General features: G+C 70.2%; 26 protein-coding genes. 19 read left to right on the top strand and 7 right to left on the bottom strand.

All coding sequences use genetic code 11. The annotated features are described in order from the left end of the window. Positions 1–9 precede the first annotated feature (9 nt). The 4 genes from treY to A605_RS09375 form a co-directional block, all read right to left on the bottom strand. Entirely contained in the window at positions 10–2,496 is a 2,487-nt protein-coding gene (gene treY / locus A605_RS09390) for a malto-oligosyltrehalose synthase (RefSeq protein WP_015401273.1), read from the bottom strand. Between the two features lie 76 nt (positions 2,497–2,572). Beyond that, positions 2,573–3,241, bottom strand: a complete 669-nt coding sequence (locus A605_RS09385; protein WP_149029409.1) for a hypothetical protein — start codon at positions 3,239–3,241, stop codon at positions 2,573–2,575. 113 nt (positions 3,242–3,354) lie between these two features. Beyond that, entirely contained in the window at positions 3,355–4,869 is a 1,515-nt protein-coding gene (locus tag A605_RS09380) for a 3'-5' exonuclease (protein ID WP_015401271.1), read from the bottom strand. Between the two features lie 67 nt (positions 4,870–4,936). Continuing rightward, positions 4,937–5,569, bottom strand: a complete 633-nt coding sequence (locus tag A605_RS09375; RefSeq protein ID WP_015401270.1) for an NAD(P)-dependent oxidoreductase — start codon at positions 5,567–5,569, stop codon at positions 4,937–4,939. 99 nt (positions 5,570–5,668) lie between these two features. Here A605_RS09375 and A605_RS09370 point away from each other — a divergent pair, with 99 nt between their 5' ends. Continuing rightward, positions 5,669–6,061, top strand: coding sequence for a winged helix-turn-helix transcriptional regulator (locus tag A605_RS09370; protein ID WP_015401269.1), 393 nt, complete (start codon positions 5,669–5,671; stop codon positions 6,059–6,061). A gap of 48 nt (positions 6,062–6,109) precedes the next feature. On the opposite strand, the gene glgX is transcribed toward A605_RS09370, so the two are convergent. Then, the gene (gene glgX, locus A605_RS09365; protein ID WP_015401268.1) at positions 6,110–8,716 is read right to left on the bottom strand and encodes a glycogen debranching protein GlgX; all 2,607 of its coding nucleotides are present in this window, start codon (positions 8,714–8,716) and stop codon (positions 6,110–6,112) included. A gap of 31 nt (positions 8,717–8,747) precedes the next feature. Next, the gene (locus tag A605_RS09360) at positions 8,748–9,329 is read right to left on the bottom strand and encodes a TetR family transcriptional regulator (RefSeq protein ID WP_015401267.1); all 582 of its coding nucleotides are present in this window, start codon (positions 9,327–9,329) and stop codon (positions 8,748–8,750) included. Positions 9,330–9,513: 184 nt separating this feature from the next. Here A605_RS09360 and A605_RS09355 point away from each other — a divergent pair, with 184 nt between their 5' ends. Genes A605_RS09355 through nadC form a run of 3 tightly spaced genes read left to right on the top strand, consistent with a single transcriptional unit; the run spans position 9,514 to position 11,797 of the window. Then, positions 9,514–10,248 (top strand): Rv0361 family membrane protein, encoded by a 735-nt coding sequence (locus A605_RS09355; protein ID WP_015401266.1) that lies wholly within the window; start codon positions 9,514–9,516, stop codon positions 10,246–10,248. Between the two features lie 35 nt (positions 10,249–10,283). After that, positions 10,284–10,904, top strand: coding sequence for a hypothetical protein (locus A605_RS09350; RefSeq protein WP_015401265.1), 621 nt, complete (start codon positions 10,284–10,286; stop codon positions 10,902–10,904). A 5-nt stretch (positions 10,905–10,909) separates the two neighbouring features. Beyond that, positions 10,910–11,797 carry a carboxylating nicotinate-nucleotide diphosphorylase gene (nadC, locus tag A605_RS09345; protein WP_015401264.1) on the top strand — a complete coding sequence of 296 codons (888 nt, stop codon included), beginning with the start codon at positions 10,910–10,912 and terminating at the stop codon, positions 11,795–11,797. A 15-nt stretch (positions 11,798–11,812) separates the two neighbouring features. Here nadC and A605_RS14810 read toward each other — a convergent pair whose 3' ends face one another. After that, complete coding sequence (locus tag A605_RS14810; protein ID WP_081602114.1) at positions 11,813–13,249, bottom strand: YbjN domain-containing protein; 1,437 nt, start codon at positions 13,247–13,249, stop codon at positions 11,813–11,815. Positions 13,250–13,477: 228 nt separating this feature from the next. Between A605_RS14810 and hisD the strand changes: the two genes are divergently transcribed. The 15 genes from hisD (at position 13,478) to pyk (ending at position 26,401) form a co-directional block, all read left to right on the top strand. Beyond that, positions 13,478–14,806 (top strand): histidinol dehydrogenase, encoded by a 1,329-nt coding sequence (gene hisD, locus A605_RS09335; protein WP_015401262.1) that lies wholly within the window; start codon positions 13,478–13,480, stop codon positions 14,804–14,806. Beyond that, entirely contained in the window at positions 14,806–15,933 is a 1,128-nt protein-coding gene (locus A605_RS09330) for a histidinol-phosphate transaminase (RefSeq protein ID WP_015401261.1), read from the top strand. Before hisD ends, A605_RS09330 begins: the two co-directional genes overlap by 1 nt. Before the next feature lie 10 nt (positions 15,934–15,943). Beyond that, positions 15,944–16,558, top strand: a complete 615-nt coding sequence (gene hisB / locus A605_RS09325) for an imidazoleglycerol-phosphate dehydratase HisB (RefSeq protein ID WP_015401260.1) — start codon at positions 15,944–15,946, stop codon at positions 16,556–16,558. Positions 16,559–16,561: 3 nt separating this feature from the next. Continuing rightward, the gene (locus A605_RS15585; protein ID WP_149029408.1) at positions 16,562–16,774 is read left to right on the top strand and encodes a hypothetical protein; all 213 of its coding nucleotides are present in this window, start codon (positions 16,562–16,564) and stop codon (positions 16,772–16,774) included. Next, positions 16,775–18,226, top strand: a complete 1,452-nt coding sequence (locus A605_RS09315; protein ID WP_015401258.1) for an MFS transporter — start codon at positions 16,775–16,777, stop codon at positions 18,224–18,226. It abuts the gene before it with no gap. Positions 18,227–18,317: 91 nt separating this feature from the next. Then, positions 18,318–18,539 carry a hypothetical protein gene (locus A605_RS09310; protein WP_015401257.1) on the top strand — a complete coding sequence of 74 codons (222 nt, stop codon included), beginning with the start codon at positions 18,318–18,320 and terminating at the stop codon, positions 18,537–18,539. Positions 18,540–18,624: 85 nt separating this feature from the next. Then, positions 18,625–19,260: an imidazole glycerol phosphate synthase subunit HisH gene (hisH, locus tag A605_RS09305; protein ID WP_015401256.1), complete on the top strand. Its 636-nt coding sequence runs from the start codon at positions 18,625–18,627 to the stop codon at positions 19,258–19,260. Between the two features lie 64 nt (positions 19,261–19,324). Next, positions 19,325–20,092, top strand: coding sequence for a bifunctional 1-(5-phosphoribosyl)-5-((5-phosphoribosylamino)methylideneamino)imidazole-4-carboxamide isomerase/phosphoribosylanthranilate isomerase PriA (gene priA / locus A605_RS09300; protein ID WP_015401255.1), 768 nt, complete (start codon positions 19,325–19,327; stop codon positions 20,090–20,092). A gap of 19 nt (positions 20,093–20,111) precedes the next feature. Beyond that, the gene (locus A605_RS09295) at positions 20,112–20,903 is read left to right on the top strand and encodes an inositol monophosphatase family protein (RefSeq protein ID WP_015401254.1); all 792 of its coding nucleotides are present in this window, start codon (positions 20,112–20,114) and stop codon (positions 20,901–20,903) included. 21 nt (positions 20,904–20,924) lie between these two features. Then, positions 20,925–21,701 (top strand): imidazole glycerol phosphate synthase subunit HisF, encoded by a 777-nt coding sequence (gene hisF / locus A605_RS09290; RefSeq protein WP_015401253.1) that lies wholly within the window; start codon positions 20,925–20,927, stop codon positions 21,699–21,701. Beyond that, positions 21,698–22,072, top strand: a complete 375-nt coding sequence (gene hisI, locus A605_RS09285; protein ID WP_015401252.1) for a phosphoribosyl-AMP cyclohydrolase — start codon at positions 21,698–21,700, stop codon at positions 22,070–22,072. Before hisF ends, hisI begins: the two co-directional genes overlap by 4 nt. 94 nt (positions 22,073–22,166) lie before the next feature. Beyond that, the gene (locus tag A605_RS09280) at positions 22,167–22,841 is read left to right on the top strand and encodes a TIGR02234 family membrane protein (protein WP_034990240.1); all 675 of its coding nucleotides are present in this window, start codon (positions 22,167–22,169) and stop codon (positions 22,839–22,841) included. Positions 22,842–22,966: 125 nt separating this feature from the next. Continuing rightward, complete coding sequence (locus A605_RS09275) at positions 22,967–23,788, top strand: indole-3-glycerol phosphate synthase TrpC (protein ID WP_027004096.1); 822 nt, start codon at positions 22,967–22,969, stop codon at positions 23,786–23,788. Between the two features lie 44 nt (positions 23,789–23,832). Continuing rightward, entirely contained in the window at positions 23,833–24,819 is a 987-nt protein-coding gene (lgt, locus tag A605_RS09270; protein WP_015401249.1) for a prolipoprotein diacylglyceryl transferase, read from the top strand. A 163-nt stretch (positions 24,820–24,982) separates the two neighbouring features. Beyond that, positions 24,983–26,401 carry a pyruvate kinase gene (gene pyk / locus A605_RS09265; protein WP_015401248.1) on the top strand — a complete coding sequence of 473 codons (1,419 nt, stop codon included), beginning with the start codon at positions 24,983–24,985 and terminating at the stop codon, positions 26,399–26,401. The last annotated feature ends 38 nt before the right edge of the window (positions 26,402–26,439 follow it).

Genomic DNA, 26,439 nt, shown 5'->3' with positions numbered 1-26,439 from the left:
GCGGGAACCTCAGTTCAGGTGCGTGGAGACGAGCAGGGCGGTGGGGAAGATGTCCATGACCTCGGCCAGCGGCACCTTCCCGGAGTAGGTGCGGCCGGTCAGTCGGTCCTCCCACTCGCCCTCGGGCAGCGTGACGGTGGTGTCCGCCCAGCCGCCGCGCTCCTCCAGGCGCACCGGCCGGCGGGTGGCCAGGGCGATCACGCCGAGATCCGTGGCCCCCGGGGTCTCCCCGGCGCCGCGGGCCAGACCGATCAGGTGGGATTCGGAGGGGCCGACGGCGAAGACGGCCTGGTGGTCGCCGCCGACGAAGAAATCCGGGAACTCCTGGCGCACCCTGAGCCCCTGGTGGAGGACGTGCAGCTTGGCGCGGTCGGCGTAGTCGTCCAGGTGCGGGTACACGCAGTGGGACTCGTCCTCCGCACGCGCCTGCGCCGCCAGGTCCGCCCAGTCCACGCCCTCGTCGACCATCTCGAGCACCTGCTGGCGCGCAGTGTAGTCGACGAAGCGGCGGTTGTCGGGGTCGACGAGGGAGTCGTCGAAGAACTCCGTGCCCTGGTAGGTGTCCGGGATGCCCGGCCCGGTGATCTGCAGCAGTTTGCGGCCGAGCGCGACCTGGACCGCCACGCGGTGCAGCGGGCCGACGAAATCGGTGATCACCGAGGTGACGGGGCCGTCGAAGAGCACGTCCACCCAGTCCATCACGGCGTTCTCGAAGGAGTCGACGCGGTCCACCCAGCTGGTGTGCACCCCGGCCTCACGGATGGCCTTGAGGGCGTAGGCGCGGAACCGCTCCCGCAGCGACTCGGTGATCTGCCCGTCGGCCGGCCAGATGCCCAGCAGGTTCTGCAGCAGGAAGTGGCCGGTGCCGTGATCCGGGGCGGGGACCACGGCCGTGACCCGGCGGACGAACTCGGTGAACTCGCTGGGACGCTCCGTCAGCTCGATGATCCGGGCACGGACGTCCTCACCGCGCTTGGTGTCGTGCGTCATCAGCGTGGTCATCGCCTTCGGCCACAGCCGGGCGCGCTCCTGTTGGAGCAGGTGGAACTCGGCGGCCGAGACCCCGAAGCGGCCCGGTGCGCCGCCGACCTCCTGGAGGGCGACCAGCCGGCACGCGCGGTAGTAGGTGGTGTCCTCCACGCCCTTGGCCATGACCGCGCCACAGACCTGGGCGAAGCGGATCTTGGCCTCACCGTTGGCGTTGAGCGCCGCCGCGATCAGATCCAGCGGCCGGCGGCGCGAGGGGAACCGGCGCGACATCTCGGCCACCACCGTGGCGGTCACGCGCGACAGCGACAGGTAGTCCGCCCGGTAGACCGGCATCGCCGCGACCAATTCGACGATGGTGGTGATCAGATCGTCCTCGGAGACGGTGGAGCCAGCGGTGGAGAAGTTGTCGCGCCGGATGGCCCGTGCCAGCCGCCGGATCTCGGCGGCCAGCTCCGATTCGGCGACCTCACGCTTGAGCTGCTGCTTCGCGGCGTCGATCGCCGCCTCGTCCCAGGTGGAGCCCGACTGCTGGAGCGCAAGCATCGAGAGCTGGTCCTCCGCGCCGCGGGAGACGAACGCGCCGTCGAGCTCGCGTAGGGCGTCGTAGCCGGTGGTGCCGTCGACGGCCAGGCGGGGGTCGAGCACCTCGTCGACCTCGAGGATCTTCTCGATGACCAACCACCGGTCGGGGCCCACCAGATCCCGCAGCCGGGTCAGGTAGCCGAAGGGGTCGCTCAGGCCGTCCGGATGATCCACCCGGATGCCGTCGATCAGATCCTCGCCGATCAGCTGCCGCAGGATGCGGTGGGTGTGCTCGAAGACCAGCGGATCTTCCTGGCTGATGCCGGCCAGGCCGTTGACGGAGAAGAAGCGGCGGTAGGAGATCACACCGTCGCGCCAGAACATCAGACGGTAGTGCTGCCGGTCGTAGACCGCCTGCACGTCGTCGTCGAGACCCTCCGCGGTGCCGTCCGCGACGGGGAAGTAGTTGTCGTAGTAGGCCAGCATGAGCTCACCGTCGATCTCGGTGAGCTCGAGCTTGGCCTCGTCCCCGGGCGCGCCGAGAATCGGCATGCCCAGTTTGCCGTCGGCACCGTTGTCCGCGTGCCAGTCGATGTCGAAGTAGCTCTCGTACTCGGATTCCCGCCCGTTCTTGAGCACGTCCCACCACCAGCGGTTCAGCCGCGCGTCGTCCACCCCCAGATGGTTGGGCACGATGTCGATGATCAGGCCCAGGCCAGCCTCGTGGGCGGTGGCGGCCAGCTCCCGCAGGCCCTCGAGGCCGCCCAGCTCCGGGTTGATCTCGGTGGGGTCGGTGACGTCGTAGTTGTGGGTCGACTCCGGAGGGGCCGTGAGGATCGGGGACAGGTAGAGGTGGCTGACCCCGAGCTGACGCAGGTAGGGGACCAGGGTGGCGGCTTCGGCGAAACCGAAGGCGCGCCCCGCGGGATCCGCCTGCGGTCCGCGCAGCTGGAGGCGGTAGGTGGCGGTGATGGGCCGGCGCATGAGACTCCTTGATCCGAAAGGGTGGGGGACACGGCGAACGGCGGGGCCGCTCGAACATCTACCACCCTAGGCGCGCTCAGCCCACGACGGCCGGGAAACCGTGCCGCCACACCAACGGGGAGCCCGACACCGGGGAGGCCGCGCCGAGCGTGTCGACGGCGTGCCGGGCCCACCGTTGCAGGGACTTCGGATCCGCGGCCGTGGCGGGCAGGGCCAGTAGGGTCTCGTGCCCCGGGGCGAGGTAGATCACGGGCTCGCCGAGCAGGTGGGTCAGGTGCCGGTCGAGGACGGTGAAGGTGTGGGGGTGGGCCAACCAGGCGGTGGCCGGTGCCCCCGGTGTGGCGATCTGGAGACCCGGGACGCCGGCACCGAGGATGTGGGCGGCCGGTCGGGTGAGGAAGCGCGTGCCCTCGTCCGTCTGCGCGGCGTGCAGGAGATTGTCCGCCGCGCGGTCCCAGGCGCGGTGGACCGAGAGGTTGAGCTCGCCCAGGCCGCGCTGGCTCACCGTCGCGCCGTGACAGGACAGTGCGGCGCACAGCTCCCGTGAGAGCGCGACGTAGGCCGCCGAGTCGCAGAAACCGTCGTCGCTGAGCCCGCGGGCCCCCACCCAGTCCAGCGGCCGCAGTGCCGGCAGCAGGCCGCGGGCCTCGAGCGGTGGTGCCTCAGGCAGCGGTGGCACCGTAGGTGCAGCAGGCGCCGCAGGCACAGCGGGCGGGGCGGACGGGGCGATGGTCGCGGTGGTCATGGTCGACGGGACTCCTCACGGTCTGCGGCGGTCTGGCGACGGTGACGGGATGCTGGCGTTCACCCCGTCACCTTCCTAGACCCCGGAACCGCGCGAAAGGTTCCCGGGACCCGTCAGAAAGGGGGTTCGTCGTCGAAACCGTCGTCCACGGCGGCGGCCGCCGGATCGAGGTCGAGCACCTCGTAGAGCCGGGCGGAGTCCCAGATCCGGATGTCCTGGCCCTTGGCGATGAGTTCCTCGGCGCGCTTCTGCTTCGAGGTCTTCGTCGCCCAGGTCCCGGCGACCAGAATCGTCGTCTTCTTGGTGACGTTCTTGCCGACGGTCGCGCCCCGTTCGGCGATGCCGGCCCACAACTGACCCTTGTCGAAGGGCTCGAAGTCGCCGGAGAGGGTGACGTTCTGCCCGAACAGCACGCCCTCCGGATCCGCGTCGGGGTTGGGGTCCGGAATGACGTCGGGGGTGGCCACCGACTGCCAGGGGGCGGGCCCGCGGTTACCGCCACCGCCGCCGCGTCCGCCACCGCGGGAGGAGGAGGCCGGGGCGGCCTCCTGCCCGGTCGGGGCGTCGGTGGGAGGTCCCGTGCCCGCCCACGGGTCGGGGGTGGCGTCCGCACCGGTACCGGTCTCCGGGGCGGCGGCGTCCGCGCCGGCTGCGCCGGTGCCGGGTCGGGCGACCAGCCTGCGGGCCTGCAGGGCGACACCCGCCCCGGAGCGGTCGCGCAGGACGGGGTAGACGCGTTCGGCGTCGATGGTGCCGAGGGTGACGCTGCGGGAGTGGAACAGCTCCATGAGGCTGCCGCGGTGGCGGAGGGAACGGGCCAGCTCGACGGTGATCAGCGCGGCCGCGCGGGCGTCCTCGGTGGCGTCGTGGTGGTTGTCCAGTGGCACGTTGAAGGCCGCGGCCACGGTGGGCAGCCGGTGGTTGGCCAGGCCCAGGTTCTCGCCGCGGGCGAGGGTCAGGGAGCAGGCGAACAGCAGTTCCGGCGCCGCGGCGCCGGAGGCGCGGCAGGCCCGGTGGAGCGCGGTGGCGTCGAACTGGGCGTTGTGGGCGACGAACGGCAGGTCGCCGATGAAGTCGAGCAGCTGGGGCAGTCGATCGGCGAAGGTGGGCTGGCCGGCGACGTCCTCGGCGGTGATGCCGTGGACGGCGACGTTGCCCGGGTGGAAGGAGTCGATCCCGGGCGGGGGAGCGCACAGCCAGGACTCGGCGGCGACCTCGACGCCGTCGACGATGCGGACGACGCCGAGCTGGCAGACCGAACCCCAGTCGCTGTTGGCGGTCTCGACGTCGAAGCCCACGAAGTTCAGCCCCGGGATCGCCCCCTCGGCGCGCGGGGCCTCACCGCGCAGGGCGGCCTCCACGTCGGCGGCGAAGTCGCCCGCCGGTCCGGCCTGGTTGGGGGCGAAGGGAACGCGGACCCCGGTACCTGCGAGGTGCACCCAGCCGGCGTCGAGGGCGGTGGGGGACCGCGTGTCGACGCCCGTGACCTCCGTCAGCGGGATCTCGACGTCGTGGGCGCCGGTCTTCCCGGGCTCGGCTTCGCCGAGCAGGGCTGCGGAAAGGCCCGAGCGCTGGATCCGGATGTTTGATTCGGTGACGCTCAACTGGGCACCGTGGGCCGGGATCACGTGGACAACTCCCTTTCGTCGGTGGATGGTTGCTGTCCAAGCCTACTCGGAGGGTCGGACAGCCGGGTCAGGCGTCGGCGACGGTGAAGCGGGCGCGGTGGTGGGCGGGCGTCTCGATCTCGTCGAGCGCGGCGGCGGCGAAGGTACCGGTGGTCACGCGCTCGCCGGCAGGGGTGTCGTCGGAGAGGCGGTAGGAGTCGGCCTTCTCGCCCGGCTCGATGACCGGCGAGGGGGCGAGCATGACCCAGTCGAGATCCTCCGGTGCCGCGAGGTAGTCATCGAGAACCTGCGCGAAGGTGCGCGGCTCCTCGGCGTACTCCTCGGGGATGACGCCGGCGTCGATCAGGCGGGTGCCGTCCCCGGTGTGCAGTCCGCCGGCACCGCCGACAATGAACAGGCGCACCCCGGGCCGGGCCGCGATCAGGCCACGGTGGGCGGTGCGGACGGGTTCCCAGTCGCCGGTGGTCCGCCCGGAGGCCGTGGAGACGACCAGGACGTCGGACTCCCCGGCCAACTCCACGACGGCGTCGGTGTCGGAGAAGTCCCCGGTCCGGTACTTGACGCCCTCAATGGCCCCGGCAGCCTCAGAGGGGGCGCCGGAGCGGGAGACGCCGATGACGTGGTGGCCGCGGGCGGCGGCCTCGGCGGCGATGGCGGAGCCGATCATGCCGGTGGCGCCGATGACGGTGATGGTGGCCATGGGTGGGTACCTTTCGTCGGGACTGGATTGTTCACACTCCAACAGGAACGTTACGAACCAAAGTACAGTAAAGAACGAAAAGGGTGTAGAGTTCCATCCATGACTGACTTGACGACCACCGGTTCCGGAAGGGGAAACCCGGCACCCCAGGACTGGAACCCCTTCAGCCGCGCGTGCCCGTCCCGTCGGCTGCTCGATTCGATCGGTGACAAGTGGGCCATCCTCATCCTGCTCGCGCTCGAGGACCGGCCCCTGCGTTACGGGGAGATCGAGCACACCGTCGACGGCATCTCCCAGAAGATGCTCTCCCAGCGGCTGCGCACGCTGACCGTCGACGGGCTGGTCAACCGCACCGCCCACACCGAAATCCCGCCGCGCGTGGTCTACGACCTCACGGACCTGGGGCGCAGCGCACTGCCCGCCCTCCGCGGCCTGTACGAGTGGACCGTGGCGAACATGTCCCGGATCGCCGAACACCGCACGGAGGCCTGAGCCGGCGGTCCGGCCCCGTCTCCGTGCGGTGTGACGGTTTGTCGGTGACTACCTGTCGTCGTCCTCGCCCTCGGCGGGGGCGTCGGTGGACGCGGGCAACTCCCCGCCCTCGTCGTCGGCGTCGTCGGCGGCAGGCTCCTCGCCTTCTGCGGGGGTGTCGGAGGACACCGGCAACTCCGCCTCCTCCGTCTCGTCCGGATCGTCCTCGACGACGGCCGGATCGTCCGCACCTTCAGCGGGGGCGTCAGGGGACACGGGGAATTCCCCGTCCCCCGTGCCGGGATTCTCGACGCGCGGGTCCTGCCCCTCGGCGGGGGCGTTGGTGGACACGGGGAATTCCTTGTCAGTGGGGTTGTCAGTGGACACGGTCAACTCCTTTTCAGTGGTGTCGGGATCCTCGGTGTCGGCGGCGGCCGCCTGCGGGGAGACCTCGTCGTAGCTGACGGTCTCCTTCTCGACGTCGCCCTGCGCGGCGGCGATCTCCGCGTCCAGCTCCTCGTAGGACGGCGGCTCGATCTGCTTGAGCACCATCGTCGAACGCGCGGGCACGGTGATCGTGCCCTTGGCCTCGATGATGGAGGCCTCCAGCGGGAAGCCGATGTCCTCGGTGGTGTCGATGATCAACTGCCAGCGCACACCGAAGCTCTTCGGGGGCAGGGAGAACTCGATCTCCTCGTAGTGCGCGTTGAACATGAGGATGAACGAGTCATCCTCGATCTTCTGGCCGCGCTTGTCCGGCTCCACGATCGCGGTGCCGTTGAGGTAGACCATCAGCGCCTTGCCGAAGGCGAAGTCCCAGTCGTCCTGGGTCATCAGCTTGCCCGAGGGCACCAGCCAGGCGATGTCACGGTCACGGACGTCGGAACCCAGCGGACCGCCGGCGAGGAAGCGGCGGCGGCGGAAGACGGGGTGGCGGGAGCGGATGTTGATCAGCCGCCTGGTGAAGGCGTGCAGGGCCGAGTTCTCCTGCAGCAGATCCCAGTCCATCCACGCCAGCTCGTTGTCCTGGCAGTAGACGTTGTTGTTGCCGTTCTGGGTGCGCGCGATCTCGTCACCGTGCGAGATCATCGGCGTGCCCTGGCTGAGCAGGAGGGTGGTCAGGAAGTTGCGGCGCTGCTGGGCCCGCAGCGAGATGATGTCCGTGTTGTCGGTCGGACCCTCCTCGCCGTGGTTCCACGAGCGGTTGTGGCTCTCACCGTCGTTGTTGTCCTCACCGTTGGCCTCGTTGTGCTTCTCGTTGTAGCTGACCAGGTCATTGAGGGTGAAGCCGTCGTGGGCCGTGATGAAGTTGATCGAGGCGGTGGGGCGGCGGCCGTTGTTCGCGTAGAGGTCCGAGGAGCCGGTCAGCCGGGAGGCGAACTCGCCGAGGGTGGCGGGCTCACCGCGCCAGAAGTCACGCACGGTGTCGCGGTATTTTCCGTTCCATTCGGTCCACAGTGGCGGGAAGTTGCCCACCTGGTAGCCGTCCTCGCCGACGTCCCACGGCTCGGCGATCAGCTTGACCTGGGAGACCACCGGATCCTGCTGGACCAGGTCGAAGAAGGTGGCCAGCCGGTCGACGTCGTTGAACTCGCGGGCCAGGGTGGAGGCCAGGTCGAAACGGAAGCCGTCGACGTGCATCTCCGTGACCCAGTAGCGCAGCGAGTCCATGATCAGCTGCAGCGAGTGCGGGTCCCGCACGTTCAGGGAGTTGCCGGTGCCGGTGTAGTCCATGTAGTGGTACGGATCGTCGTCCACGAGACGGTAGTAGGACTCGTTGTCGATGCCGCGGAAGGCGATCGTCGGCCCCAGGTGGTTGCCCTCGGCGGTGTGGTTGTAGACCACGTCGAGGATGACCTCCATGCCGGCCTCGTGGTAGGCACGCACCATGCCCTTGAACTCCGAGACCGCGCCACCCGGCCGGCGGGCGGCCGCGTAGTCCTGCTGGGGGGCGAAGAAGCCGAAGGTGTTGTAGCCCCAGTAGTTGCGCAGCCCCAGGTCGCGCAGGCGGTCGTCCTGCAGGAACTGGTGGACCGGCATGAGTTCGACGGTGGTCACGCCCAGGTCCTGGAGGTAGGAGATCACCGCCGGGTGCGCCAGGCCGGCGTAGGTGCCGCGCAGGTTCGACGGCACGTCCGGATGGGTGGCCGTCATGCCCTTGACGTGCGTTTCGTAGATGACGGTCTCGTGGTAGGGGATTCGCGGGGCGTGGTCCGAGCCCCAGTCGAAGAAGGGGTTGATGACCACGGACTTCATCGTGTGGCCGAGGCTGTCGTCGGTGTTGCGTCCGCCACCCGGCTCGTCATCGAAGATGTCGTAGCTGAACAGGGAGGGATCCCCGTCGAACTCGCCGTCGAAGGCGCGGGCGTAGGGGTCCACCAGCAGCTTGTTCGGATCACAGCGCTTGCCGTTCGGGGGATCGTAGGGGCCGTGGACGCGGTATCCGTAGCGCTGACCGGGCTGCACGCCGGGGAGGTAGCAGTGCCAGACGTGCGCGTCGACCTCCTCGAGGTTGATGCGGACCTCGTTGTCCTCCCGGTCGATCAGGCACAGTTCCACCTTCTCCGCGACGTCGGAGAAGATTGCGAAATTGGTGCCGGCGCCGTCGTAGGTGGAGCCGAGGGGATAAGCCTCACCGGGCCAGACCTGATAGCTGTGCGGGGACGGGGTTGTCATGGGGCCAAATCATACTTGGTTGCGGCGGGCTTTACCGGGCTTCGCCGACGCCCGCCAGTCCTGCCAGGCACAGCTCGATGCCGCGCCGGAAATCCGCGTCCGCCGTCTCCGTGGTCGATGTCGTTTCCGGGGGCTGTCCGTCCCCCGCCGCGGTGGCCTCGGCGAGCTGCCTCCGGGCCTGCTCCAGGGTCGTGGATCCGAGCACCAGGTGCAGCAGGGTCGCCGCCCCGACGCGTTCGTCGTCGGCGTCCAGGCGGTAGGGGGTCAGGGTGAGCGCGAGCTGCTTCTCGACGTCCGCGCGTGTCGCCGAGTCCGGCTGTGATAGGGCCGCGCCCACGAGCTCGGCGCCGTCCCGGCGGGACAGCAGCGCCTCCCGGAGCCGGGTGCAGAGGCCCGCCGGGGTGTCCAGACCCGGATCAGGGGGGAGGGTGGGGGTGATGATCCGCTCGGCGATCGCGGCGATGAGTTCCTGCTTGTTGGCGACGTGCCAGTAGAGTGCGCCCGGGGCGACCCCCAGCTGGGAGGCCACCCGGCGCATGGTCATGTCTGCCAGGCCAAAGGAGTCGAGAATCTCCAGGGCCGCGGCGATGATCGAATCCCGGGACAACTGCACGGGGTCGAGCCTACCGGGGGGTGGGTCGGGGAAGGCACTTCCCCCTGCAACAATTCCCAGAATATTCACAGCCGCAGATAAGACAGGGAGGATGGACGGTTGATAAAGTTCGGGCCACGCGTGCGTTCCGGATCCGTGCGCCCCCTTTTTTGTTCCCGCGCAGATCAGACCCAGGAGACAGTCAGTGTCGCTTTCCGCTACCGCCAAGAAAACCTTCGTCGCGCTCGTTCTCGCGGCTCCCCTGACGTTGGTCGCCTGCGGCTCCGAGGCGGAGGAACCCGCCGAGGACACCGCCACCACGACCACCGCCGAAACGAGCGCCACCACCACCGAGGAGACCACCACCGAGGAGGCCACCACGGAGGAGACCTCCACGGAGGAGGCCCCCGAGGAGGATCCCGACGAGAACTCCGAGCGGGGACGGGAGGTTGACCCTGCGCCCCAGGGCGCCGCCGCGGACCCGCAGGGTGAGACGGTGACGCCGGACGCCGATCCGGCCGCGGCACTGGATGAGGCCTTCTCCCCCAGCCAGCTGAACTACGCCCAGCTCGCCCCCGTCGAGAGCGGCGGCCCGGCCAACGAGGCCGACCGCGCCGCGATCGAGGGCCTGCTCCGGGGCATGTACGAGACCACCACCGTCCACAACTTCCTGCGCTACCTGCCGGACAACACCTGCAGCGCCGTGCTCGACGCCCAGGGCGACCGCGAGGCCTACTACGACTTCACCGGCATCCCGGATATGCCGCTGAACCAGCTGCCGACCTACGTCAACGCCCAGCCGCGCATCGACTCCGTGACGGACGTCCGGGTCGACGGCGACACCGCCTCCGCCACGGTCACCGCCTCCTCCGGCGGCGAGACCGAGACCGCGACCCAGCGCTTCCAGCGTGAGGGCGGCACCTGGAAGTTCTGCAACTAATCCCCGGGCGGTTGCCTGGGGTAGCCTGTCCTTCCATGAGCGAGTCCGGACAGTCCACCACGGGGGGCCGGGAGCACCCGGTCACGCCCGAGGTCCCCGCCGCCCCCACGGTCACAGCCACAGCAGCCCCGCGTCCCCGCGCCGCCCGTGTGCCCCGCACACTCGGCGCCGGAGCGGGGCTGCTCGCTGTCTGTCTCGTCCTGTTCACCGTCGGCGGGGCGGTGTGGGGGCTGCTGCGTCCCGCCTACCGCGGCACCGTCGCCGAGGACGGCGGAGTCCTGCTCGACCGGGCCTTCGACGTCGAGTTCACCTCCTTCATCAGCTTCGTGGTCACCACCGGGCTACTCTCTTCGGCCGTGGCGTTGACGGTGTTCAGCCTCTCACCGCGCACCCGCGGGCCGGGCATGATGCTGTGGCTGCTCGTGGTGACGGTCCTGTCCTCCCTGGCCTTCCACCAGGCCGGGATGATCACCGCCGGGATGGTGCACCCTCTCCCGGACCCGGAGACCGTGGCGGTGGGGACCCGCGTGAGCCTGGTGCCCGGCTTCTCGCCCGGCATCGGCATGGCCGCCGCACCGTTCATGGCGGCCCTGACGTACTGGTGCGCGGCGCTCGTCACCCCTGAAGAGGAGCCGGATCCGGTCTCGGTAGGGTAGTGGCCATGACGTCTGATGCACAGCACCGCCGTTCCTTCCCGACCGCGGAGGTCGACCGGGAGGACGTCAACCGTCTGGTCGCCGCCGCGCTCCAGGAGGATCTCGCCTACGGCCCCGACGTGACCACCCAGGCGACCGTGCCGTCCGGACACCGCTCCACCGCCCGGATCGTCTCCCGCCGGCCCGGCACCGTCGCCGGTGTCTTCATCGTGGAGCGGGTGCTCGCGCAGGTCGCCACCGCCGGCTTCAGCGTCGAGGAGGTCGCCGCCGACGGCACGCGCATCGGGGCCGGGGAGGTGGTGGCCCGCATCGACGCGGAGACCCGTGACCTGCTCACCGCCGAGCGCACCCTGCTCAACCTGGTGACCCATCTGTCCGGCATCGCGACGGCCACCGCCGCCTGGGTCGACGCCGTCGAGGGGACCGGCGTGCGGATCCGGGACTCCCGCAAGACGCTCCCGGGTCTGCGGATGCTCCAGAAGTACGCGGTGCGCGTAGGTGGGGGAGTCAACCACCGCCTCGGGCTCGGCGACCGGGCGCTGATCAAGGACAACCACGTCATCGCCGCCGGCGGGGTCGTGGCGGCCTTCCGCGCGGTCCGCGAGGCCTTCCCGGACAAGTGGTGCGAGGTCGAGGTCGACACCCTCGAGCAGTTCGAGGCGCTCCTGCCGGAGAAGCCGGACGAGATCATGCTCGACAACTTCGAGCCCTGGGCCGTCCAGACCGCCGTCCAGCGCCGCAACAAGGTCGCCCCCGAGGTCCTCCTCGAGGCATCCGGGGGACTCACCCTCGACGTGGCCGCCGACTATGCGCGTTGCGGGGTGGATTTCCTGGCCGTCGGCTCGCTGACGCACTCCGCGCCCGCCCTGGACCTGGGGCTCGACTTCGACTGAGCCCCCGCACCGCGGTCAGGGCCAGTGGACGGCGGACTCGCCGGTGGCGTCCGTGCTGATCGAGTCGATGGCGTGGAGGACCTGGTTGATGGCCACCGCCGTATTGTGCTCCAGCTGGGCGTCGTTGAGTCCCTCGCCGACGGGGGTGGTGAACTCCACGCGCACCTGCAGGCCGTCGGCGTCCTCGTGGCAGAACGCCTTCGTGCTGATCGACGCCTCGTTCCAGTCGTTGCACAGCAGGAACATCCGGAGGAAATCCGTCTCCGGATCCAGGTTCGGGTCCCAGTGCCCCTTGACCAGGTAGCTGGGGCCGTTGTCGACGAAGAACCCGAAGAGCACCTCATTGATCCACGCGACGATCACCTCGTCGCCGCCCTGGGTCTTCTCGACGCCCAGCTCCATCAGCATGCCGCGGATGCGGTCGATGGTCACCGGCCCGGGCAGCTGCGGGTTGGAATGGTCAGAGCCGTCGTGGTGCCTGTTCATCATCGGGAGGTGCTCCTCATCGGGCTCGGGGAAGAAGACGTAGTCGGTGTCCGGCTCCCCGTCGAGGTAGACCTCGTCGTAGCGGCCGGTGTCCGCGTCCTCCCCGGCGTCGTCCTCGCCCTCACGGGGACTGACGGGCTCGCCGAACAGGTCGAATTCCTCGATGCCGTGAGCCCGGCGGCGGGCGCGGCCGGCGAACCGGGAGGCGTCGACGTCGTCGAGATGGAACAGCGGGGGAGTCTCCTCCGGGGGCGGGAACAGCCCCGGTTGATCGGGGTTCTCCTCCTGCCGCCAGGAGGAACCGGGCGGCGATCCGCCCTCAGCGCTGTCCGGATTGTCCGTGTCGTCCCAGTCCTCACCGGGCAGGGCGGCCAGCAGCTCCTCGACCGTCGCGTCGTCGTCGAAGGCCCGGTGGTGCCGCTCCCGTGGGAGGGGACCGTCGATGGCGGCGCTGTCCTGCTCGTTGCGGTGGAGCTCCAGGTCGTCGGCGGGGTCGTCGGAATCCGGCAGTGCCAGCTCCGGGAAGGTCACCGCCAGGTGGGTGACCGCCAGCAGCGAGGTCTCCATCGCACCACGGACGCTCTCGGCCAGCTGCTCGTCGCTGACGCCGGTGCCGATGAGGATGCTGGAACGCGCGTGGACGGTGATCTCCCCGGCATCGCCGACCCGCAGCGACAGGGTGGGCCCCAGCCGCTCCCGGTTCCACGTGTTGACCAGCGGCGCCAGTTCACCGATGTCGCCCATCTCGAGCATGATCCGCAGATCCGTGTCGAAGACCAGCGCCTGCGGGTTGCGGTCGTCCACGTAGACCGTGACCAGATGGTCCCGCCACGGGAACACGAGCCGGTCGGCTCCGATGTAACTGTGGAAGCCGTAGCTCTCGGCCGCCACGTACACCCTCGTCAGGGTCACCGGGACCGGCCGGTTGTACTGCTCACCGGACTCGCCTGATGATCGCCTGCTCACCTGCTCACTCTCCGATCCTGATTGCGGGCGGCCACCGCACGGGCGCCACCCTCGCCCCGCCTGACGGGGGACTGTAGACCCCCAGTGTAGAGCCCGCCCCGGACACGGGTGCCGGAACGGGTGGGGCAGCGTCCTACAATGGATTTCACGTGGTGCCCGCAGGCGGCCAGCCGCCCCTGACCTGGCACCCCGGCGTCCCAGTCACACCGAACGAGGGGATCTCACCCGATGCTCACCGTCATCGACCTGCGCGGTCGAACCCCGTCCACCAGCGAGCTGCGCCGCACCCTGCCCAGGGGCGGCACCGACGTCAACTCCGTGCTGCCCACCGTGGCGCCGATCGTCGGCGACATCCGGCATCGTGGTGTGACGGCGGCACTGGAGTACGGCGAGCGCTTCGATCACGTGCGTCCCGGATCCATGAAGGTGCCCGCCGAGGTCATCGACCGCGCGGTGGAGGCCCTCGACCCGACGGTGCGCACCGCGCTCGAGGAGGCCATCACCCGGGTACGCAAGGTCCACGCCGGGCAGAAGCCCGACACCCACACCACGGAGCTCGGCCCCGGCGCCACCGTCACCGAGGTCTTCCTGCCGGTCCAGCGCGTCGGCCTGTACGTGCCCGGCGGCAAGGCGGTCTACCCCTCCTCGGTGATCATGAACGTGGTGCCCGCCCAGGCGGCCGGCGCATCCTCGCTGGTCGTGGCCTCCCCGCCACAGGCCGACCACGACGGCTGGCCGCACCCGACGATCCTGGCCGCCTGCGGGCTGCTGGGCGTCGACGAGGTGTGGGCCGTCGGCGGCTCCCAGGCCGTCGCGCTGCTGGCCTACGGCGACGACGAGGCGGATCTGGAGCCGGTCGACATGATCACCGGCCCGGGCAACATCTTCGTCACCGCCGCCAAGCGCCTGGTGCAGGGCACCGTCGGCATCGACGCCGAGGCCGGCCCCTCCGAGATCGCCATCCTCGCCGATTCCACCGCCGACCCCGTCTACCTCGCCTACGACCTGATCAGCCAGGCCGAGCACGACGACCTGGCCGCCAGTGTGCTCATCACCGACTCCGAGGAGCTGGCGACCCGCGTCGACGCCGAGATCGACGCCCGCTACACCGTCACCCGCAACGCCGACCGCGTCGCCGGCGCCCTGTCCGGTAGACAGTCCGGCATCGTGCTCGTCGACGACCTGGAGACCGGCATCGCCGTGACGGACGCCTACGCCGCCGAGCACCTGGAGATCCACACCGCCGACGCGCGTGAGGTCGCCGGGCGCATCCGCAACGCCGGCGCCATCTTCGTCGGCCCGTACTCGCCGGTGCCGCTGGGCGACTACGCCGCCGGCTCCAACCACGTCCTGCCGACCTCCGGCACGGCGCGGTTCTCCGCCGGACTGTCCACCCACACCTTCCTGCGGCCCGTCAATCTCATCGAGTACGACAAGCCCGCCCTGCAGGAGATCGGCGGGCACGTCATCGCCCTGGCCGACGCCGAGGACCTGCCCGCCCACGGCGAGTCCATCCGCGCCCGCTTCGAGACCCTCCCGACCCAGGACGAGAACTGATGCCCGACTTCGCAGAGAACACCGTCGCCGCCGACACCACCCTCGACCAGCTGCCCCTGCGCGGGGAACTGCGCGGCAAGACCGCCTACGGCGCCCCGCAGCTGGACGTGCCCGTGCGGCTGAACACCAACGAAAACCCCTACGCCCCGTCGCAGGCGCTCATCGACGACCTTGTCGCGGAGGTCGCCACGCTGGCCCCGGAGCTCAACCGGTATCCCGAGCGCGACGCCGTGGAGCTGCGCGAGGCGCTGGCCGCCTACATCACGCAGCAGACCGGCGTGACCGTCACCCGTGACAACCTCTGGGCGGCCAACGGCTCCAACGAGGTCCTCCAGCAGCTGCTGCAGGCCTTCGGCGGTCCGGGGCGCAGCGCACTCGGCTTCCAGCCCAGCTACTCCATGCACCCCATCCTGTCCTCGGGCACGCAGACCGAGTTCCTCAACTGCCCGCGCGGGGCCGACTTCCGCATCGACATCGACGCCGCCCTGGCCGCCATCGCCGCCGACCGTCCCGACGTCATCTTCGTCACCACCCCGAACAACCCCACCGGTGACGTCACCCCGCTGGAGTCGATCCGCACCCTGCTCGACGCCGCGCCGGGCATCGTCGTCGTCGACGAGGCCTACGCAGAGTTCTCGCCCTCGCCGTCCGCGGTGACCCTGCTGGCCGAGTACCCGACCAAGCTGGTCGTCTCCCGGACGATGTCCAAGGCCTTCGACTTCGCCGGCGGACGCCTGGGCTACTTCGTCGCGGCCCCCGCCTTCGTCGAGGCCGTCATGCTGGTGCGCCTGCCGTACCACCTGTCGGTGCTCTCCCAGGCCGCCGCGATCGTCGCGCTGCGTCACAGCGCCGACACGCTCGCGACCGTCGAGAAGCTCGCCACCGAGCGCGGGCGCGTCGTCGCCCGCCTCGACGAGCTCGGTTACCAGGTCGTGCCGAGTGAATCCAACTTCGTGTTCTTCGGCGACTTCACCGACCAGTCCGCCGCCTGGCGGGCCTTCCTCGAGCGCGACGTGCTCATCCGCGACGTCGGTGTGGCCGGTCACCTGCGCACCACCGTCGGCCTGCCGGACGAGAACGACGCCTTCCTCGCCGCCGCCGAGGCGGTCAAGGCACTGAACCTGTAAGGAGAAACCCATGGCTGAGACCCCCGCAGCCCGGATCGGCCGCGCCACGCGCACCACCTCCGAGTCCGACATCACGGTCGAGATCAACCTCGACGGCACCGGAAAAGTCGACATCGACACCGGTCTGCCGTTCTTCGACCACATGCTCACCGCCTTCGGCGTGCACGGCAGCTTCGACCTGACCGTCCACGCCAAGGGCGACACCGAGATCGACGCCCACCACACCGTCGAGGACACCGCCATCGTGCTGGGCCGGGCGCTGCTCGACGCCGTCGGCGACAAGGCCGGCATCCGCCGCTTCGGCTCCCGCCAGCTGCCGATGGACGAGACCCTCGTCGAGGCGGTCGTCGATATCTCGGGCCGGCCCTACTTCGTCATGAAGGGCGAACCCGACCACCTGCTCACCTCCGTCATCGGCGGGCACTACGCCACCGTGATCAACGAGCACTTCTTCGAGACCCTGGCGCTGAACTCGCGCATCACCCTGCACGTGATCTGCCACCACGGCCGCGATCCGCACCACATCACCGAGGCCGAGTACAAGGCCGTGGCCCGTGCGCTGCGCGAGGCCGTGGAGATCGACGCCCGCGTCACCGGAGTGCCGTCCACGAAGGGGGCGCTGTAGACCGTGCCGGAACTTGTTAGGATTGCCCAGGATCAGGATGGTGGGTCCGGTGACAACTGGTTGATCTACCTGCTCTTCCTCGTCGCCGGACTGCTGGTCGGCGGCACCTGGTCGGCGTACCAGAACGGCAGCAGAATCCTGACTGTCGTGCTGGCCCTGATCGCCGCGGTCGCGTTCGCTGCCGCGGTCCTGTGGATGATTGGAGCGATGACTTAAGTGACGACGACAGGGCTTTCCCGGGCGGAGATCGAGCAGCTCGACAGCATGTGGAAGGCCCCCGGTTTCGTCCCCACACTCATCGCGGTGGCCGCTGCATTCGGCGCGTGGTCACTGCTGCTGCCCGTCATCCCGCTGGCCGTCATCGAGGCCGGCCAGTCCGAGACCCTCGCCGGCGCCTCCACCGGCGTGTTCATGGCGGCGACGGTGCTCACCCAGATCCTCACCCCGAAGATGCTGCGCACCTTCGGCTACAACCCGGTCATGGTCTTCGCCGCCTTCATGCTCGGCGTGCCGGCCCTCGGCCACATCCTCGGCATGGACGCCTGGATCGTCCTGCTGTTCTCCGCACTGCGCGGCGTCGGCTTCGGTGCCCTGACCGTCGCCGAGTCCGCGCTGATCGCCGAACTCGTCCCCGTCCGCCTGCTGGGCAAGGCCACCGGCATGCTGGGGGTGTTCATCGGCCTGTCGCAGATGCTGTGCCTGCCGCTGGGCCTGGCCATCGCGGAACGGGCCGGCTTCGACATCGTCTTCGTCATCGCCGCGGTTGTCGCCCTGGTCGCCGCCGTCATGTGCCTGGCCATCCCGCGGCTCAAGGCCGCCCCCAAGGCCGACCCCTCGGCCTACCGCCACCCGGAGGAGCGCGGACAGCCCGAGGTCTCCACCTGGAAACTCGTGCTCGTCCCAGCGCTGGCCGTGACGTCCCTGTCCATGAGCTTCGGCGCGGTCTCGTCCTTCCTGCCGGCCGCCGTACGGGAGATCGACCCCGTCACCGGCGCGGTCATCGGCGGCCTGATGCTGTCCATCACCGGCGGCTCGTCCATGGTCTTCCGCTACCTGGCCGGCATGGTCGCCGACCGCCGTGGTCTGCCCGGGACGACAATGATTCCGGCGCAGGTGGTCGGCTTCGCCGGCATGGCGCTCATGGCGCTCGTGGTGGCCAACGGCTGGTCCGTCTGGCTGCTGGTGGCCGCCGGCATCATGTTCGGCGGCGGTTTCGGCGCGGTGCAGAACGAGGCGCTGCTGTCGATGTTCTACCGCCTGCCGCGTTCGAAGGTCTCCGAGGCCTCCGCGGTGTGGAACATGGCCTTTGACGCCGGCACCGGTCTGGGTTCCTTCATCTTCGGCGCGGTGGCCGCCCAGCTGGCCTACTCCGGGGCCTTCGGCACCGGGGCGCTGGTGGTGGTGCTCGGCATCGCCGTCACCGTCGCCGACGCCGTGATCGGCCGCCACCGCATCGCCGAGCACGGCAATATCCGCGCCCGCCTGCGCCAGGTGCCCGTCGCCGGGCGGTTCTCACTGCGCCGGGGCCGTAAGGCCGTCGGCTCCGAACCGGTCGGGTTCGAGGAGCTGATCACCCGCGACACGGAGAACCCGGGCTGGAACGAGCCGGGCGCGGTGGAGCCGGGGACCGTCGAGCCGGGCCAGAACGATTCCGGCCGGCGCCCGTAGGCCTGCGCCACCCGTGCAGGCTGCCCGACCGGGAACCCGCGGTTAGAATCGACGCGGAACAACCGGTGGACGGGAACGAGGGGAGACCCGGGTGGAGGAGAACACGAAGGCGCGGCTGCGCCGGCACACCGGACTGGTGACGGTGGGGGCCGTGTTCGTCGTGGTGTTCGGCACCCGGGGACTGCTCGACCTGTTCGCCGACTGGCCGACCGCCGCCGAATGGCTGGTGGCGGTCGCACTGGCCGTGATCACGGGCTGGGCGGTCGGCGCCTGGCTGCGGAACCCGGGCGCGGGCGCGGGCACCGTCGACTGAACCTCATCTCGGCAGAGCAGGGCGGCGGCATCTTGTGCACTGCCGGTGACGGGGGTGATTTGCGTCGTGCCCTAGACTTTCTGGCATGGCAAAAACCGTCGCCCTGCTCGATTACGGATCCGGAAACCTGCGTTCGGCCTACCGCGCCGTCGAACGCGTCGGAGCCGACGTCACCATCACCTCCGATCCGAAGGAGGTGCTCGCCGCCGACGGCCTGCTGGTGCCCGGCGTCGGCGCCTTCGCCGCCTGCATGGAGGGACTGGAACGGGTCCACGGCCCCCGCATGATCGGGGAGCGGCTGGCCGGCGGCCGCCCGGTCCTCGGCATCTGCGTGGGCATGCAGATCCTCTTCGAGCACGGCAGCGAGCACGGCGTCGAATCCACCGGCTGCGGTGAGTGGCCCGGCATCGTCGAGCGCCTGCACTCGCGGATCCTGCCCCACATGGGGTGGAACACCGTCGAACGTGGCGCCGAGTCGCAGTTGTTCGCCGGCCTGCCCGACGACGAGCGCTTCTACTTCGTCCACACCTACGGTGTGCGCGACTGGGTGCTCGAGACCGACGGGCTGACCACCGCGCCCACCGTCTCCTGGGCCGAGCACGGCGGGGACCGCTTCGTCGCGGCCGTGGAGAACGGCCCGCTGTGGGCCACCCAGTTCCACCCCGAGAAGTCCGGCGACGCCGGTGCCCAGCTCCTGGAGAACTGGTTGGACACCCTGTGACCGTCGCGTGAGTCCCTCGTGAACCTCCGCCCCCTCCCGCCCTCAGCAGACTAGGATTCCCACCATGAGCTTCACTCTTCTTCCCGCCGTGGATGTCGTCGACGGTCAGGCCGTCCGACTGGACCAGGGCGAGGCCGGCACCGAAAAGTCCTACGGATCCCCGCTCGAGGCGGCGCTGAACTGGCAGGAGCAGGGCGCGACCTGGCTGCACTTCGTCGACCTCGACGCCGCCTTCAACCGCGGCTCCAACCACGAGCTGATGGCCGAGATCACCGGCAGGCTCGACATCAACGTCGAGCTGACCGGCGGCATCCGCGACGACGCCTCCCTCGAGCGCGCCCTGGCCACCGGCGCCACCCGCGTCAACATCGGCACCGCCGCGCTGGAGAAGCCGGAGTGGATCGCCGATGTGCTCGCCCGCTACGGCGACAGGGTCGCCGTCGACATCGCCGTGCGCCGGATCGACGGTGAGTGGCGCACCCGCGGCAACGGCTGGGTCTCCGACGGCGGAGACCTGTGGGAGGTTCTCGAGCGTCTCGACGCCGCCGGCTGCGGCCGCTTCGTGGTCACCGACGTGTCCAAGGACGGCACCCTGGCCGGGCCGAACATCGAGCTGCTGCGCGAGGTCTCCGCCGCCACCGACGCGCACGTCGTCGCCTCCGGCGGCATCTCCACCCTGGACGACGTCGTCGAACTGTCACGCTACCTCGACGAGGGCATCGACTCCGCGATCATCGGCAAGGCGCTCTACGAGAAGCGCTTCACCCTGCGTGAGGCGCTCGCGGCCGTCGGCGACCCGGTGACCGCCGGCCGGCCCGCGGGCGACCGGTAGGAAAGCGCGGGGGACGACCATGTCGGATGCCAGGGAGCTGCTCGCCATCGCGGAGGCGATCGTCGACGACGCCGAGCGGATGTTCCTCGCCGGGGTCGGGGCCGACCCCTCCCAGCTCAAGCAGCCCGGCGACTTCACCACCGACGTGGATCTGGCCATCGAGGACCACCTGCGGCGCACGCTCACCCGGATGACCGGCCTGCCGGTCTACGGGGAGGAGTCCGGCGGCACCCTGGACCACCGCGCGGTGTGGGTCGTCGACCCCGTCGACGGCACCTCCAACTACGCCGCCGGCAACCCGATGTGCGCGATCCTGGTCTCCCTGCTCGTCGACAACCAGCCCGTCGCGGCGGTCACCTCGATGCCGATGCTGCACCGCCGCCTGACCGCCTTCGAGGGATCCCCACTGCTGGTCAACGGCCGGGCCGCCAGCCCGCTGACCGAATCCTCCCCGCTCATCGCCCAGGTCGGCTTCTCCTCGGTGGCCTCGCCGCTGGATTCCCCGATCTCCTCCATCGTCCGGCAGGGACTGCTGTCGGATCTGGCCGAGACCTTCCTGCGGCCGCGCATCACCGGCTCCGTCGGCGTGGACCTGGCCTTCGCCGCCCAGGGCATCTTCGGCGGGGCGGTGAGCTTCTCCCCGTACGTGTGGGACAACGCCGCCGGCGTGATGCTGGTGCGCGCCGCCGGCGGGGTGGTCACCGACATCGAGGGCAAGGCCTGGACCCCCGGGGCGACCGGGGTCATAGCGGGGACGAGGGCGGCGCACGAGGAGATCATGAGTACGATGAACAGGATCCTGAACTCCTGAACTTGTGAAAGGGGCGCACCCATGGCCGTGGCCATCCGCGTCATCCCCTGCCTGGACGTCGACAACGGTCGCGTGGTCAAGGGCGTGAACTTCGAGAACCTGCGCGACGCAGGTGATCCCGTCGAGCTCGCCGCCCACTACGACGCCGACGGCGCCGACGAGCTGTGCTTCCTCGACGTCTCCGCCTCGAAGCAGGGCCGGGGCACCATGCTCGAGGTCGTCCGCCGCACCGCGGAGCAGGTGTTCATCCCGCTGACCGTCGGCGGGGGAGTGCGCAGCGAGGAGGACGTCGACCAGCTGCTGCGCGCCGGCGCCGACAAGGTCTCCGTCAACACCTCCGCCATCGCCCGGCCCGAACTGCTGCGCGAACTGTCCCACCGCTTCGGCTCCCAGTGCATCGTGCTCTCCGTCGACGCCCGCCGCGTCCCAGAGGGCGGTACCCCGCAGCCCTCGGGCTTCGAGGTCACCACCCACGGCGGCACCCGCTCGGCCGGTATCGACGCCGTCGAGTGGGCGAAGCAGGGCGAGGAGCTCGGCGTCGGTGAGATCCTGCTGAACTCCATGGACGGCGACGGCACCAAGGACGGCTTCGATCTCGAGCTGCTCGAGCTGGTGCGCGCCGCTGTCACGGTGCCCGTCATCGCCTCCGGGGGCGCCGGTGAGGCCCAGCACTTCCCACCGGCCGTCGAGGCGGGTGCCGACGCCGTGCTGGCCGCCACCATCTTCCACTTCGGCGAGGTCACCATCCCCGAGGCCAAGGCCGTCCTGGCCACCGCCGGCCACGAGGTGCGTCGATGAGCACCCCGTCCCCGGCCTCCGACGACCCGGCCGACTACGAGCTGGATCCGGGGATCGCCGCCCGCCTGAAGCCCAATGACGCCGGGCTGGTGCCCGCCATCGTGCAGGCCGACGGCACCGGCGAGGTGCTCATGATGGCCTGGCTGGATGACCACGCCCTGGCCCACACCCTGGCCACCCGGCGCGGCACCTACTTCTCGCGCTCCCGCGGGGAGTACTGGATCAAGGGTTTGACCTCCGGAAACACCCAGGAGGTCACGGGCGTGCGCCTCGACTGCGACGGCGACACGCTCCTGATCACCGTCCGGCAGGTCGGTGGCGCCTGCCACACCGGCGACCGCACCTGCTTCGACGCCGACCAACTGCTCTAGGAGGTCCCACGTGGCTGACCAGAAGGCCACCCCACCCGCACCCGCATCCGCCGAGTCGAACGCCGCCGGGCGGCGCCTCCCCCGGCTCGCCGCCCTGGCACTCGGACTGGGGGCCGCCGTCCTCTGGATCGGCTCGCGCTTCACCTGGGTCACCGTCGAGGTCTTCGACGAGAAGTCCGGTCCCGCGACCCTGCCCATCCCGGGGGCGACCTGGTCCACCGAGACCACCGCGGTCGCGCTCCTGCTGGCGGCGGCCTGCGTGGCCGGTTTCGCCCTGCGCCGCCTGGGCCGCCGCCTCGTCGGCGCGATCGCGGCGCTGGCCGCCATCGGGGCCAGCTGGACCCCGCTGAATCTGCTGACGGGCGAGGGCGGGGCCGACCCCGAACGTGCCCGCCGGCTGCTGACCAGCGGCGCGGCCAGCCAGCGGGCCAACGCCCCCGTGAGCATCACCGAATGGGCGGAGGTCACCGGCCTGCACACGGATGCGACCGGCGCGGTGATCGCCCTGCTCGGCTGCGCTCTCGCCCTGTTCGGCGGAGTGCTGCTGGTCATCCGGCCGGGCACCGACAGCGCCAGACGCAACAAGTACGAGCGTAAGCGGGACCGGGAGGCGAGGATCGTCCAGGATCTGGAGTCCACCCCGGATTCCGGCCGGGTGATGTGGGACGCGCTCGACGCGGACATCGACCCCACGGACACCGGGAGCACCGGGGACACCCGTGACGCCGGTGACACGGGCACCTCCGGCTCCGGTTCCTCCCGGGGTTAGGGGGTGGAGGTGACGGGGGCGATTTTTCCGTGAGCAACGTCACTGGCTAAGCTGAACCGCAACAGCCCCGCCGCTGCGTAGGCGGGGCGATCGAGCGGTTGACCTGCCGGAGAGGGGAGGTGCGCATGGTTACACCCATGGCATTGGACGGAATAGTCGACACGGTCCTGGAGGACGTGTCGCGCAGGGAGGCCGTCGTGCCCTTCAAGGAGATCAAGGCGCGGTCCCGTGACACGGAACCGGCGCGCGACGCCGCGGGCGCCCTGCTGCGACCCGGGTGCGGTGTGATCGCCGAGATCAAGCGCGAGGTGCCCGGCAAGGGGCCCATCGCCGGCGTCGACAGTTTCGAGGCCATCGCCAGGCTGGCCCGGCAGTTCGAGGAATCGGGCGCGCACCTGATCGCCTGCCAGACGGAGCCGCACCGCTTCCGCGGTTCGCTCGAGGACATGCAGGTCGCCCGCGCGGCCGTCGAGCTGCCCATGCTGTGCCGCGACGTCATCATTGACCCGTACCAGATCCACGAGGCCCGCTGCTTCGGCGCCGACATGGTTCCGCTGCAGGTCGAACTGCTCGGCCAGGCCCGCCTGGAATCCCTGCTCGACCGCATCGAGTCGCTGGGCATGACCGCCCTGGCGGAGGTGCGCAGCCCAGAGGACGCCGACCGGGCGCTGGCCGCCGGCGCCACGGTCGTCGGCGTCAACGCCTGGACCATCGGTGGCCAGGTGCTCGACCGTTCCACGTTCTCCGATGTCGTGCCCGGTCTGCCCCCGGAGACCCTGCGGATCGCCCTCGGCGGGGTGCACAGTCCCCGGGAACTGTTCGCCTACTCGGCCGCCGGCGCCGACGCCGTCGTGGTCGGCGAGGGCATCCTGACCTCCGAGGATCCCGCGGCCTGCACCCGCACCCTGGCCGCTGCCGGGCAGCACCCGGCCTGCCCCTCGAGGTAGGGCCCCGCTTCGCGGAGCGGTGGGGGATCGGGCACACTGAGGGGGTGCAGACCACCATCCTCGCGAACATCCCGTCCCCGCCGCAGGGCGTCTGGTACCTCGGGCCGATCCCGATCCGCGCCTACGCGTTGTGCATCATCGCCGGCATGATCGTCGCCCTGTGGCTGACCCACCGGCGCTACACCGCCCGCGGCGGTGACGGCGACGTGGTCTGGGACGCCGCGATCGTGGCCATCCCCGCCGGCATCATCGGCGGCCGGATTTACCACGTCATCACGGACTACGACAAGTACTTCTGCGAGGGCTGCAACCCCGTCGACGCGGTGAAGATCACCAACGGCGGCCTGGGCATCTGGGGTGCGGTCGCCCTCGGCGGCGTGGCCGTGTGGCTGCTGCTGCGCTACAAGAAGGTCCCGCTCGGGCCCTTCGCCGACGCGATCGCCCCGGGCATCATCCTCGCCCAGGCCATCGGCCGGCTGGGCAACTGGTTCAACCAGGAGATCTACGGCCGTCCCACCGATGTGCCGTGGGCGCTCGACATCTTCTACCGGGTCGACGAGAACGGCGATTTCGCGCCGCTGACCGGACGCTCCACCGGGGAGATCATCACCTCCGTCCACCCGACCTTCCTCTACGAGCTGCTGTGGAACGTGGCCGTCTTCGTCCTCCTGCTGTGGGCCGAGAAGCGTTTCCGCCTCGGCCACGGACGGGTCTTCGCCCTCTACGTCGCCGGCTACACCGCCGGCCGGTTCTGGATCGAGCTCATGCGTTCCGACGACGCGACGATGATCTTCGGCCTGCGCGTCAACACGATCGTCTCGGCGGTCGTCTTCCTCGCCGCCCTGGTCATCTTCTTCCTGCTGCCGAAGGGGCGGGAGACCCCGGAGGAGGTCGATCCGCGCCGGAACCGCGGGGACGCCGGGGAGACCGGGGGAGTCGAGCAGACCGCAACGACTGCGGGGCCGGACGACTCGGACGCCGGGGACCCGGACGGGAAGTGGCGCCGCCGGCTGCGGAACCAGAAGATGTGACGGCGCCCCGCGCAGCGGTGCCGCGTTTCCGGCAGGGCCGGGATGGTGAGGGTACCGTGGACACTGCCAGACGGCCGAGGAAACCACGCAATCGGGCTCGCGGTGTCCGATCGGGCGTGGTTTTCCATGGCCGGTCCCCTTCGAACCGAGTAGGTTGGAACCCGTGGATAGACGAACAAAGATTGTGTGCACCCTCGGCCCCGCCGTCGCGAGCAAGGACGCCATCCGGCGCCTTGTCGAGGACGGCATGGACGTCGCCCGACTGAATTTCTCGCATGGCGAGCACGCCGATCACGAGCAGAACTACAAGTGGGTCCGTGAGGCCACCGACGAGACCGGCCGCGCGGTCGGCATCCTCGCCGACCTCCAGGGGCCGAAGATCCGTCTCGGCCGCTTCCTCGACGGCGCCACCGTGTGGGAGACCGGCGAGACCGTCCGGATCACCGTCGATGACGTGGAGGGCACCCACGACCGCGTGTCCACCACCTACAAGAATCTGGCCCAGGACGCCAAGCCCGGCGACCGCCTGCTCGTCGACGACGGCAAGGTCGGCCTGATCTGCCGCGAGGTCGACGGTAACGACGTCGTCTGTGAGGTCACCGAGGGTGGCCCGGTCTCCAACAACAAGGGCGTGTCCCTGCCGGGCATGGACATCTCCGTGCCGGCCCTGTCCGAGAAGGACATCGCCGACCTGCGCTTCGCCCTCAAACTGGGCGTGGACTTCATCGCCCTGTCCTTCGTGCGTTCCCCGGCGGACGTCGACCTCGTCCATGAGGTCATGGACGAGGTGGGCCGGCGGGTGCCGGTCATCGCGAAGCTGGAGAAGCCCGAGGCCGTCGACGCCCTCGAGTCCATCGTGCTCGCCTTCGACGCCATCATGGTCGCCCGCGGTGACCTCGGCGTCGAGGTCCCGCTCGAGCAGGTCCCGCTGGTGCAGAAGCGCGCCATCCAGATCGCCCGGGAGAACGCCAAGCCGGTCATCGTGGCCACCCAGATGCTCGACTCCATGATCGAGAACTCCCGCCCGACCCGCGCCGAGGCCTCTGACGTCGCCAACGCCGTGCTCGACGGCGCGGACGCGGTCATGCTCTCCGGCGAGACCTCCATCGGCGTGGATCCGCACAACGTCGTGCGCACCATGTCGCGCATCGTCCAGCACGCCGAGACCGACGGGCACGTCCCGCCGCTCAACCACATCCCGCGTACCAAGCGCGGTGTGATCTCCTACTCGGCCCGCGACATCGCCGAGCGGCTCAACGCGCGCGCCCTGGTGGCCTTCACCACCTCCGGCGACACCGCCCGCCGCGTGGCCCGCCTGCACTCGCACCTGCCGTTGCTCGTGTTCACCCCCGACGCCGCGGTGCGCTCCCAGCTCGCCCTGACCTGGGGCGCGGAGACCTTCCTGTGCCGCGAGGTCACCTCCACCGACGAGATGATGAAGGTGGTCGACGAGTCCCTCCTCGCGATGGACAGCTACCAGCGCGACGACATGATGGTCGTCGTCGCCGGAACCCCGCCCGGGGTCTCCGGCAACACCAACATGATTCACGTCCACCTGCTCGGCGAGGACGTCCGCCGTTAGCTGACCAGGTGCTTCCGCCCGGACCCGCACCACCGATC

The organism is Corynebacterium halotolerans YIM 70093 = DSM 44683, assembly GCF_000341345.1.
GTDB classification, from domain to species: domain Bacteria; phylum Actinomycetota; class Actinomycetes; order Mycobacteriales; family Mycobacteriaceae; genus Corynebacterium; species Corynebacterium halotolerans.
This window is presented reverse-complemented; position numbering and strand designations above follow the sequence as displayed.